Genomic DNA, 11436 nt, shown 5'->3' on the forward strand with positions numbered 1-11436 from the left:
ATGGCGAATTTATGCGGGTTGTAAATCAATTGTGCGCGCGTTTTAAGGTTTATTTGCGCAAAACAGTGGATTGGCTTAATTCGTTACCGCAGGGTGACTTGCCGGGAAGTGATTCCGGCTCGTGCGCGCTTTTCTTCGGCCGTGAGCGGTTCGGTACTGGCAATCGCTGCTCCCAGTTTGGGCGCAAACTCGGCCAACGGGCCAGCTAGCTCATCGGCTTCCGTGCCGCGTACCAACTGCCATACCGGCACGCACAGGCCTTGCGCGCGGAAAGTGCCGGCCAGCCGTACGCCTTCTTCCCATTTTTCTTCGCCGCGCCCGCGCAAACGCGCCAAGCCGTCCAAAACCTGGGCGCGCGGTTCGGGGCGGATCCACCGCAAGAACTCGTTATTCATCCGGCACCAATAAGCGTTTTCTATGCCTTCCACCCGCGCGGAGGGAATCATATTCGCTTCAATATTGTGCATGGCTTCCGCAATTTCGGGCCGCTTCGCTTCTTCCGCGGTGAACCAGAAATCTACCTCGTTATGCAGTTCCAAAGTTCCGAAACTGGCGATCATATCCTGCAAGCGCGGGCTATCCGGTTCGGGCAGTTCCGAATCGTTGAACGATTCCCCGGCGGCGAGGTCTGCCCCGGCAATAATGCGGTGGGCGATATCCAAGGAAGCATCCCCGGAAGCCGTCAGAGTTTGTACAGCCACCAAGAGCTTGCCGTCTTGCCGGCGATAGGCGGCCGCCATCCCGGGAAGCAGGGTAGAGATCAACACTTCTTGTTCCCCATACTCCGCGGTGGTGGTAGCCGGCAAAGTAGCCAGCGGCAATACTTCCCGCATTGCCACCAAATCCAGTTCTGCATCCAGATCGGCAAAAGCGCGCTCCACGAAGGGAATCTGTACCCGCTTCTGCTTCGGCCGGTCTGCGCGATTACGCCGCCTGCTCTTCTTCGCCATAAAAACTCATCCTCGTTTATTCGGTGGTATTTGCTGTTCGCTGGTACCGGGTTCCGGTAGTACTTGCTGTTCGCTGGTACTGGGTTCCGGTAGTACTTGCTGTTTGCAGTGCCCGGTTCCGGTGGTACTGGCTGTTCGCCAGTAACTGGGCTCCGATGGTACTGCGCGGTAGGAAGCTCCGAGATACCGGTGTGGCTACTCGGGTGCGAGTACCGGGGGTGGGTATGGAATTGCCTGTAGGAAACACGCAGGGCCCGGGCAGCTGTGCCAACCGGGCCAAGCGTACATGCAAATATTAGTGCCGGATCTAGCGGCCCCGAAAGGCCCGCGCACTCTGTTCTGGAGAAGCCTCCGTTATGGGGAGGCTCCGTGCCGGGGCACCTTCCCGATGTTTTAGTCGATGACGCCGTACAGACGATCGCCCGCATCGCCCAGGCCCGGCACGATGTAGCCGTGTTCGTTCAGACCTTCGTCAATCGAGGCCACCACGATCTTCAAATTCGTGTGGTGCCCCACCTTTTCTTCCACTTCTGCCAGACCTTCGGGGGTGGCCAGCAGGCACACGCAGGTAACGTCTTGCGCGCCGCGTTCTAGCAGATAGCGCACCGATTCCACGATCGTGTGGCCGGTGGCAAGCATCGGGTCGAGCACGAAGCACTGGCGGCCGGAAAGGTCATCTGGGAGGCGGTTCGCGTAGGTAACGGCTTCCAGAGTTTCCTCATCGCGGCGCAGGCCCAAGAACCCAACTTCCGCGGTGGGCAGGAGCTTCGTCATCCCTTCGAGCATTCCCAAGCCGGCCCGCAAAATCGGAACCACAATCGGTGCCGGGGTAGCCAGCTTGACGCCGGAAGTTACCTTGATCGGAGTTTCTACTTCAACTTCCTTGATCCGCACTTCCCGCGTGGCCTCATAGGCCAGCAAAGTGACGAGTTCTTCCACCAATTGGCGGAAAATCGGGGAAGGAGTGTTCTTATCACGCAAAACTGCGAGCTTATGGGCCACTAGCGGGTGGTTGATCTCAAGCGTTTCCATACCTTCAGACTACAACGGCGGAGCGGAATACGGCGGTAACGTGGGATGATTATCGCGTGTGGGAACGTGAAGAAGAGTACATGCGGGAGGCTTTGGCGTTAGCGGAGCGTGCGGCTAGCGCCGGTGACGTGCCGGTAGGGGCGCTTATCGTTATCGACGACGCCGTGGTAGCGCGCGGTTTTAATACGCGCGAAGCCCTTCACAACCCGGTGGGACACGCGGAAATCAACGCGCTCCAAGCGGCCGGGCAAGCGCTGCGCACCTGGCGCCTAGAAAATGCGGACCTGTATGTAACGCTCGAACCGTGCACGATGTGTGCCGGGGCGATCGTGAACGCGCGGGTGCGGCGGCTTGTCTTCGGGGCTTGGGATGCTAAGGCCGGCGCGGCAGGTTCCGTGCGCGACGTCGTCCGCGATCCGCGGCTCAACCACCGCACCGAAGTAGTGGGCGGGATTCTGGAAGCGGAAGCATCCCGCCAATTAGCGGACTTCTTTGCGGGCCGGCTGCGCGGCGCCAGCGGCAGCTCAGAATTGCCGGCTCAGAATCCGGGGATACCGGCATCTCAGAATTGCCTGGGTGATATATAACGCATCAATTAGGTGAACCGGGGGTAAATCCGGTACCTTTATTGACGGTGGCGTGTCCGAGCGGCCGAAGGTGCATCACTCGAAATGATGTGAGGTTAATAGCCTCCGCGGGTTCAAATCCCGCCGCCACCGCCACTTAAACCTCGAGATATCATCTGAAGAAGAGATACCTCGAGGTTTTTCGTATACCCGATTCTCAGGCCGGGCATTTCTTGCAAAGAAGCCGGAATGCAAGGCATAAGAGAGGAAGAGTGCGCGGGTGCTAGGCGCATCCATCCCAGGTAGCGGAATGCAGCGCAGAGTAAAACGTCGGAATGCAGCGCAGAGGAGGAAGCAGAAGCAAATGGTCAGAGTAGTGGTGAACTACCACGGCGTTATGGCGGAGCTGGCCGGAATTCGCGATGAAATCATTGAACTGCCGGCCCGGCTTTCTTTGGTACAGCTGCGCGCTGAATTACGTCCCGGTAATACGGAAGTTTTTAGCCGGGCCCTAGAAAGTGCCACGGTTTCAGTAGATGGCGAAACCGTCACCGAAAACGAAGAGATCCAGCTCTCCGATTTTTCGGTTATTGACGTGCGGAACTTCCCGCGGCGCCGGCCCCGCGCTTAGCTGTGGGTGGCTTTGCGGCGCAGCTCGGCTTGCAGGCGGCGGTTTTCCCGTTCGGCGTCGGACTCGAAAATGCGCGGACGCTGGCCGGAACGCAAGGTAACTACCCACCACAGAGCTTCGATACAGGCCGCGCCAATAATGCCCGCTACAGCACCTACCCCCATGGCGGCAGCGTTCGAGGAATCGAGGAGGAAGATCTCTTGGGTGAAATCCCAGGAGAAAATAATGCCGTAACCGATCGCGGGCAACAAAATGAGGAGCGTCTTCCACCAGTTGTAGGGCCGGGCCACCACTACCAACACCCAGGAAGAAGCGATAATCATCGCCAGCAGAGTGGCGGTGGAAACTTGGGTGGCGAGCGGGCCGTCAATGCCCCGGTTTCCGCCCAGTATGAGGTACGTGGCGAAGGTTACGATGCCGACGATTATCCCTACCGGGAAACCGAAAGACATCACTCGTTTCACGAAGCCGTCTTGGGCTTTGTTGTTGTTAGGCGGCAGGGAGAGCACGAAGGCGGGAATGCCGATCGTGAACCAGCCGGTGATCGTAACGTGAATCGGTTGGAAGGGGTATTGCAAACCCCAAATGAGTACCAGTATGGCCAATAGTGCCGAATAGGTGGTTTTGGTGAGGAAGAGCCGGGCCACCCGCTCAATATTTCCCACCACGCGGCGGCCTTCCGCCAATACGTAGGGCAGGGAAGAGAATTTATCGTTCAGGAGCACGATTTTGGCGACGCTACGGGTGGCGGAAGTGCCCGAACCCATGCCGATGCCCAAGTCGGAATCTTTCATGGCGAGTACGTCGTTCACGCCGTCGCCCGTCATGGCCACGCGGTGGCCGGCGCCCTGCATGGCTTTCACCATGCCGCGTTTTTGTTCCGGTGTTACCCGGCCAAACACCTGGTTTTCGTTGATAACGGAATCGAAATCTGCTTCCGGAATTTGCCGGGCGTCTACCGGTTCGCCGAGGTCTACCCCAAGGTTACGGGTTACAGCACCCACGGCCTGGGCATTATCTCCGGAAATAACTTTTACTTCCACGCCCTGCGATTCGAAGAACTTCAAGGTGTCGCCAGCATCGGGGCGAATCTTTTGGCCCAGCAAAATGAAAGCCAGCGGCGTTACCACGCCGGGAGCTTCAGCTGCCGTAACCGGTTGCGTAGCCTCGCCGAGCAACAGCACGCGCTGCCCGGTAGCAGAAATATCGGCCACCCTTTGTTTGGCAGCTTCGGCTTCGGGTGCCAAATCGAGAAGCACATCGGGCGCGCCCAGTACGTAATTTCGGCCCGGTGCGAAGCTCACGCCAGACCATTTCTTCGCGGAAGTGAAAGGTTGCTGGCCGAGCACCTGCCAGGTTTCTGCTGGCGTGCCCACCCCCTCGATAATCGCTTCCATGGAGGAGTTCGGGGAAGTATCTGCCGCACCGAGCTGGGCGAGGATTTCTCGCACTTGCGTTTCAGTTGATGCGGGCGGAGTTTCAGCAGATGCGGGCGGAGTTTCGCCGGGCTCGGCAAGCACTGGAGTTCCCGAGTTTTCGGTACCGGCCGCTGCCGGTGCGGGCGGGATCAGTTCCACACCTTCGAAGGTCAGTTTATTTTCGGTGAGCGTGCCGGTTTTATCTGCCGCTACGGTATCTACGCGGGCCAGGCCTTCAATCGCGGGTAGCTCATTGACGAGCACCCGCAAACGGCCCAGCCGGATCACTCCCAAAGCAAAAGCGGTGGAAGTAATAAGTACCAGCCCTTCCGGGATCATCGGTACCAAGGCGCCGGTTACGGAAAGAATAATTTCCCGCCAGTCGCCGCTGCCGGCCCGCACCTGCCCCACAATGGTCAAAATCCCTACCGGAATAAGTATCCAAGTGATTGCCTTTAGGATGGAATTAATTCCGGATTGGAGTTGCGAATCTACTAGCGAGAAACGTGAAGCTTCGCTGGTGAGCTTAGCGGCATAGGCGTCCGCGCCGATCCGTGTGGCTCGGTAGGTGCCCGAACCAGAAGCCACAAAAGAGCCAGACATTACCGGCATGCCGGGGGCTTTATGGATGGGATCAGATTCCCCCGTGAGCAAGGATTCATCAATTTCCAGGTAGGAAGATTCGGTGACCTCGCCGTCGACCACGATCTGATCACCGGGGCGTACCTCGATAATGTCCCCGATCACGATACTTTCCGGGGAGACTTCACGGCTGCTGCCTTCGCGCCGGATCCGCGGGCGCGCCTCGCCCACCACGGCCAGTTTGTCGAGCGTGTGTTTGGCGCGTAGCTCTTGCACAATCCCGATGATCGAGTTGAAGAAAATGAGCAGGCCAAAAGCGCCATTGATCCACGAACCGGTAAGCATTACGAGCACGAAAAGCACGCCCAGCATGAAATTGATCCGCGTGAAAACATTGTCGCGAATAATTTCCCAAGTGCTGCGCCCGGAACGAGCGGGGAGGGCGTTGTAACGGCCGGCAGCGTGAAGTTCCGCCGCTTGTTTTTCAGTTAACCCGAACGCGGGGTCGGCGCGGGGTACGTCCTCATTATTGAGGGTCGGATCCTCGAACGTCATGCTCGTGAGTCTAATCGTGGCCCCGCACCGGCGAAACGCCTTTAGCAGCGAGAAAAGGCACAGCTAGTGGCAAGGAAATCTACAGCATCAATCCAGCAGGATTTCAGCTGTACGGGCCAATATCGGCCCCGCATCGCCATCTATCCGCAAGTCTGCATAATTATCAGCTTGCGTGGGGCCCATGTTAACAATCGCGCATTGCGCCCCATTTTGGAGCGCTTCTCCGAGCACCATCATTCCGGTGCCTACCATGAGTGAGGTGCCGACGACGAGCGCCAGATCGGCCGCGCCCGCCCAGGCAAAGCTTTGATGCATGGCCTGTTGCGGCAAGGATTCGCCGAAGAAAACGATCGCCGGCTTGATAACCCCGCCACAACGCGGGCAGGGAGCTACTTGGAAAGTGGAAGCCTGCGCAGCCTCCCGGTTCGCGCCAGCCAAAATAGCGGCATGTGCCGGGTCTGGATCTTCCGGCCAGCCCGGGTTGAGCTGCTTGAGCCAGCCATCCACTTCTTCGCGCGCATAACTGGCCCCGCACTGCAGGCAGTCTGCGCGCAAGAAGCTGCCGTGTAATTCGGCCACCTTGGTGGAACCGGCTTTTTGGTGCAGATCGTCCACATTTTGGGTGGCGATGCCATTAATGAGCCCGGCTTTTTCTAGCCGCGCGATCGCTATATGCCCAGCATTTGGGGAAATATTGGCAACGGCCCGCCAGGTTTCTTGGTTGCGCTGCCACACCCAGCGTTGCCACACCGGATCGCGCGCAAAATCATCAAAATAAACGCTTGGTTCTTGCGTGGAACCCTTTCCGCGATAATCCGGAAGTCCGGAATCGGTGGAAATACCGGCTCCCGTAATCGCCACGGTAGTTTTTCCGCGCATTAACTCCGCAAGTTCAGCTGCGGCTGTTTCAACATCCGTGTTCATACTTTTCACTCTAACCTCCCCACCTGAATAAAGTGGCGCAGATAAAACTCCCCGCGTAGCAAAAGGCCTGCAAGTTTAGTGGTAAATGATGCGATAATAGGAAAGTACGCCTATCGGGCACGGTGTGCGGCCAGATGGGTGAAACAACAACCCAGTCAAAGGAGATCACAGTGGCAGTTGCAACACGTGAACAGTACGACGAGATGCTGGATCGCGCAAAGGAAAATGGTTTTGCGTACCCGGCAATTAATGTGACATCCTCGCAGACGGCAACGGCGGCTCTGCGTGGTTTGGCCGAAGCAGAATCGGATGGCATCCTCCAGGTTTCGGTGGGCGGTGCCGAGTACTGGTCCGGATCCACGGTGAAGGACCGCGTGGCCGGTTCTATTGCCTTCACGGAATACGTGCGGGCAGTGGCTAAGAACTACGACATAACGGTGGCTCTCCACACCGATCACTGCGCCAAACAGAATATTGATTCTTGGGTGCGGCCCCTCCTCGAGCTGGAAGCCGAACAGCACAAGGCTGGCAAGGAAACCTACTTCAATTCCCACATGTGGGACGGTTCTTCGGTATCGCTGAAGGAAAACCTGGAGATCGCGAAGGAACTCCTGGAGCTTTCCGTAAAGGCCAACACGATTCTGGAAATCGAAGTTGGCGTTGTGGGCGGTGAAGAAGATGGCATCGTCGGCAAAATTGACGAAAAGCTATACACCACTCCGGAAGATGGTTTGAAGACGATAGAAGCTCTGGGTACGGGTGAACACGGCCGTTACATCACGGCCCTCACCTTCGGTAACGTGCACGGCGTTTACAAGCCGGGGCACGTGAAGTTGCGTCCGGAGCTCCTGGAGGAGATCCAGGAAGAAGTGGGTAAGAAGATCGGGAAGGAACGTCCCTTCGATCTCGTGTTCCACGGCGGTTCTGGTTCTTCGCCTGAAGAAATCGCTACCGCGGTGAAGGCCGGCGTAATCAAGATGAATATTGATACCGATACGCAGTACGCCTTCACCCGTCCGATCGCGGACTGGATGTACAAGAATTACGACGGCGTACTCAAGGTCGACGGTGAAGTGGGCGTAAAGAAGACCTACGATCCGCGCTCTTGGGGCAAGGCCGCCGAAGCCGGAATGGCCGAACGCGTAGTCGAAGCTGCTAAGCAGCTCGGCTCCGCTGGCAACAAGATGAAGTAATCTTAGGCAAAACCTAAGCATCCGGGGTGCCCTGACAGTGCGTCAGGGCACCCCGTTTTTCGGTTTTATGCCGGCGCTGTTTGTGGCGGCCGGTGTGGCTTGTGACGCCCGTGCCGCTTGTGGTGCCGGTGCCGCTTGTGACTCCCGTGCTGTTTGCCCCGGTTCGCGCCGTTTCAGTTGCGCTCCGCCCCACCCAAAGCCTTCCAAGGCCTTTGCTGCGGCATGCGAATTTTGCCGTGGCCATTCTGTCAAAACCGCGCGGTGAGTACGATTTACACATGACCGAGGAACCTGCAAAGACGCCGGCAAAGACGCCGGCAAAAGCCAGTGAGGAAACGGTAGCCAACGCGGCGAAAACGCCGCCGGTACCTACGCAACCCAGACTCACGCCGCCTGCACCCCCGCAGCCGGGGCTCGTACAGCCGGGGCTTGCACAACCGCAGGTCCCGCAGCCAGCACTTGCACAGTCGCGGGTCCCACAGCCGGTACCGCAACGGCGTCGTTCCCCCGTGGTGGCCACGGTTGCGGTGATTGTGCTGGTTTTATTTGGCCTTTTCACCGTGTTTTCCACCTGGTTTTTGGGGCAGACCGGCCTGGAGTGGAATCCCTACGTGCGGGTATTACTGAGCCTGTGCATGTTGGTGTGCCTTCTTATCAGCCTTGCCGCGCTTATCACGCTCGTGGTTTCGAGCCTTGGCGAAAACGGACACCACCCCGTTTTGCAGGCAAGCGCCGCGCTACTCGGCACCCTCAGTTTCGGATTGGTGTTGCTAGGCGGATCTTTTCTCACCCTGGTTTCCGGTTGCGACTCGCCGGTTGCGAGCGGTGGTAACTACTATTTTCGATGCGGTTTTCTTGAGACCTACTATCAGCGTGCGGTGGGGCCGTTTTTTATGGAGAAAGACGGCGTCTATACGCTCCCTGCAGATGCGGAAGAAAATCAGGGATTAGATCCTTTCACGCCTGGCCCACCCACCGCGCTGCCTTCCGAAAACGCTCATTATGACCTGCCTGAAAGCAAGTCAGATCCGAATGAGAAATACGCTTATGCCGAACCGGTGGGCTGGGCCGAAGTGGGAGAGTTGCGGTACGTCGTCATACAAGAGGATACGGCGAGCGGCATTGGAGCTTATGGTTTGTACCGGGAAGGTAAAGCGAACGGGGAACGCACGCGCGTGGCAGATATGCCGAACGGCGGTTTTTACGAACTTTTCTTTGCTACCCCGGAGATTGGCTACGCTTCGTATGACCCGAAATATGGCCGCGCCGGAAACGCGGGCAGTCCGGAAACGGGTTTGTATATCACGCAAGATGGCGGGCAAACCTGGCAGGAGTTGGCCTTGCCGTATCCGAAAGATTGGCCTTTAGAAGGAAAATATTTAGAGACGTGCGAGGTTACCGGGGAAATAGGGCAAGGCGGCCAAGTGGTCTTGGTGATGAATTATCCGTATTGGACAGTTCGTGGGGACGGGCTGAAATTTGCCTCCGCTGACGGCGTGACCGGGTGGAGCCGGCAGTAAGTGGTAGTTAAGTGGTAGCCAACCGCCGTGGCCGGCGGCAAACCAGTGCCAGCCGCCGTGGCCGGCCGCAAACCGGTACTAAGCCTGCAGTAGCCGGAGGCGAAACACTCTTCCCGAGCTGGGTAACTTCCCTGAAAGGGTAATGCTTTGTGCATACCTGCAGGTGCATTAGAATTTTGCCAACCGGCACCGCCCTAGCACCTCGGAAGTGCTTGCCGCGGCAAGCTGGCGGAGGGGAGGGCAGATTTGTGGCGAAGGTGAGCGAAGAAGTAAAGAAACAAGGTTTGAGGGAGTTTCACCTCGGGCAGCAAGAGTTTTCCGCCGGCAGGTTAGAAACTGCACTGCCGCACTACCTGGCGGCCCTCGATCTTTTTGATGGGGATCCGGACTTGTATTTGGAACGGGCCGTGACCGCAGGGCAGGCGGGTATTGCTTGTAAGGGGCTAAATCAGATGGCGCAGGCCGTGGACTATTTTGGCCGGGCCATCGCGATCTTCCAGAAATATCCGGAAAATGCGGATGCGATGATTAGCCTGGGAAACTGCTTCTGGCACATCGGGGAAATCGACGAAGAAGCCGGTGATTTCGATGGTGCCCGCGTTGCCTACAACCAGGCTTATGCCGCCTACCGGAGCGCACCCAATACTCAAGAACGGCAAGTTGAAGTGCTTGGCAAGTTACGCACCTTGGAGCTTTCATGAGCGATCTTTTGCGGAAAGATTGGCAAGAGGGGACCGTTGACCGACCCACGTGGACGGCAGATCCTACCCTGGGCGCCGCCCGCGAGCTGCTACGCGCTGGCTTTGCGGCGCTGGAGCGCGGCAATAGGCAAGAAGCGCGGCTCAAATATGACCAGGCGGTGAGTAGCGCGGCCGGTGCAGACCTCGCCGAAATCGCGGATGCGGAGGCTGTAACCTTCGCCGGTATCATGTTGCGCGACGCCGGAGATATGGCCGAAGCACGCCGCTACCTCGAAAAAGCGGTAGCGGCCAGTGGGATCAGCGGAGAAAGTGCCACTAGCAGCACGGCTGCTCTCACGGAGCGGGCCGCTACTCTCTGCGAGACTTTGAGCGGAGTTTACGGAAATCTGGGCGAGTTCGCGGCGGCGGCTACGGCCGCGGAAGATGCTTTGCGGATTGTGCGTGAACTGGGTATGGGCATGGGCCGGGAAGCTAATGCTCTCTACAATATTGGGATGGCAAAATCCCTGGCCGGCGACCATGCAGGCGCTGCCGAAGCGCTGACAGAAGGCCTAGGAGTGGCGAAAGCCCTCGATGGCGATTTCGGGTGGGAAACAATCCAGCAAGCACTGGCCAGCACTTTGATTGATGCGGGCCGTCCGGAAGAAGCTCTCACCTATTTGCGGGATCTGGAAGATATTCACGTAGCCATGCCGGATCTGGCTGTTTCCGCGGTGAAATGTGCTTTTGAGGAAGCGCGGGCGCTGGTAGCGCTCGGCAAGTTGGAAGAAGCAGCGGCCAGTTTCGAAAAAGCGGGCCGCTTAGGGGTGCGTACCGAAGGGGCAGCAGATATCGCCGCACTAGCCTTCCACCACCAAGCAGTTTCCTTGGCCCAAGCGGGTAAAACGATGGAGGCTGCGATTCCTATGGGGAGGGCTGCCGATACTTATGAGGCAATTGGGGCGCAAGCAGCCGCCGCACACTGCGTGGGCCTGATTGGTGATCTGTTCGCGGAAGCCGGCCAGTCCATTGAAGCTGCCGGTTATTTCCGGGAAGCAGTGGAACGGTTGGAAAAGATTCTCCATGAAACCGAGACCGCCGCGGCCTCGCCCGCGCCCGGGCCGGTGCTCCCAGATTACGGAGCAAAAGAGCAGGCAGAGCAGGATTATACGACGCCGGAAGCACGGGCCGCTATGGAAGCGGACCTGCAAGAATTCAAGGCCAAACTCGTCTCCGTCAGCCCCTAAATGCGGCTCTGGCGGGCTGTAAGTTCCTCTGGCCGCGGTGAAGCGGACGGCTCTACCGCGTTGGTGAGACAGGGTTCTGACGCTGTTGAGCCTGGTAGTAGCGAGGCGGTTACCGCTGGACAATAAGGTGGCTTTGGC

Annotated in this window: 10 protein-coding genes and 1 tRNA gene; 7 read left to right on the forward strand and 4 right to left on the reverse strand. The window is 58.2% G+C overall.

Annotated elements, in window-relative coordinates:
• Positions 1 to 83: 83 nt before the first annotated feature.
• Both BLT47_RS01770 and upp read right to left on the reverse strand, forming a co-directional pair.
• The gene (locus BLT47_RS01770; RefSeq protein ID WP_074661004.1) at positions 84 to 950 is read right to left on the reverse strand and encodes a DUF5926 family protein; all 867 of its coding nucleotides are present in this window, start codon (positions 948 to 950) and stop codon (positions 84 to 86) included.
• A gap of 393 nt (positions 951 to 1343) precedes the next feature.
• On the reverse strand, positions 1344 to 1982 hold the full coding sequence (gene upp / locus BLT47_RS01775) for a uracil phosphoribosyltransferase (protein WP_074661006.1): 639 nt from the start codon (positions 1980 to 1982) through the stop codon (positions 1344 to 1346).
• A gap of 56 nt (positions 1983 to 2038) precedes the next feature.
• Between upp and tadA the strand changes: the two genes are divergently transcribed.
• From tadA to BLT47_RS01790, 3 genes are all read left to right on the forward strand, one after another.
• Positions 2039 to 2569: a tRNA adenosine(34) deaminase TadA gene (tadA, locus tag BLT47_RS01780; RefSeq protein ID WP_143021736.1), complete on the forward strand. Its 531-nt coding sequence runs from the start codon at positions 2039 to 2041 to the stop codon at positions 2567 to 2569.
• 46 nt (positions 2570 to 2615) lie between these two features.
• Positions 2616 to 2704 (forward strand) — tRNA-Ser (locus BLT47_RS01785).
• A 208-nt stretch (positions 2705 to 2912) separates the two neighbouring features.
• Positions 2913 to 3179, forward strand: a complete 267-nt coding sequence (locus BLT47_RS01790; RefSeq protein ID WP_074661008.1) for a hypothetical protein — start codon at positions 2913 to 2915, stop codon at positions 3177 to 3179.
• Here BLT47_RS01790 and BLT47_RS01795 read toward each other — a convergent pair.
• Both BLT47_RS01795 and BLT47_RS01800 read right to left on the reverse strand, forming a co-directional pair.
• Positions 3176 to 5734 (reverse strand): HAD-IC family P-type ATPase, encoded by a 2559-nt coding sequence (locus tag BLT47_RS01795; RefSeq protein ID WP_074661011.1) that lies wholly within the window; start codon positions 5732 to 5734, stop codon positions 3176 to 3178. The genes BLT47_RS01790 and BLT47_RS01795 overlap by 4 nt on opposite strands.
• 87 nt (positions 5735 to 5821) lie before the next feature.
• Complete coding sequence (locus BLT47_RS01800; RefSeq protein WP_065414739.1) at positions 5822 to 6658, reverse strand: Sir2 family NAD-dependent protein deacetylase; 837 nt, start codon at positions 6656 to 6658, stop codon at positions 5822 to 5824.
• A 170-nt stretch (positions 6659 to 6828) separates the two neighbouring features.
• Here BLT47_RS01800 and fbaA point away from each other — a divergent pair, with 170 nt between their 5' ends.
• The 4 genes from fbaA (at position 6829) to BLT47_RS01820 (ending at position 11298) form a co-directional block, all read left to right on the forward strand.
• Positions 6829 to 7851, forward strand: coding sequence for a class II fructose-bisphosphate aldolase (gene fbaA, locus BLT47_RS01805; RefSeq protein WP_049619767.1), 1023 nt, complete (start codon positions 6829 to 6831; stop codon positions 7849 to 7851).
• 278 nt (positions 7852 to 8129) lie between these two features.
• Positions 8130 to 9371: a hypothetical protein gene (locus BLT47_RS01810; RefSeq protein WP_143021737.1), complete on the forward strand. Its 1242-nt coding sequence runs from the start codon at positions 8130 to 8132 to the stop codon at positions 9369 to 9371.
• Positions 9372 to 9619: 248 nt separating this feature from the next.
• Positions 9620 to 10072: a tetratricopeptide repeat protein gene (locus BLT47_RS01815; RefSeq protein ID WP_074661015.1), complete on the forward strand. Its 453-nt coding sequence runs from the start codon at positions 9620 to 9622 to the stop codon at positions 10070 to 10072.
• Positions 10069 to 11298, forward strand: a complete 1230-nt coding sequence (locus BLT47_RS01820) for a tetratricopeptide repeat protein (RefSeq protein WP_049619727.1) — start codon at positions 10069 to 10071, stop codon at positions 11296 to 11298. Before BLT47_RS01815 ends, BLT47_RS01820 begins: the two co-directional genes overlap by 4 nt.
• The last annotated feature ends 138 nt before the right edge of the window (positions 11299 to 11436 follow it).

The sequence above is a fragment of the Actinobaculum suis genome, from assembly GCF_900102025.1.
GTDB classification, from domain to species: domain Bacteria; phylum Actinomycetota; class Actinomycetes; order Actinomycetales; family Actinomycetaceae; genus Actinobaculum; species Actinobaculum suis.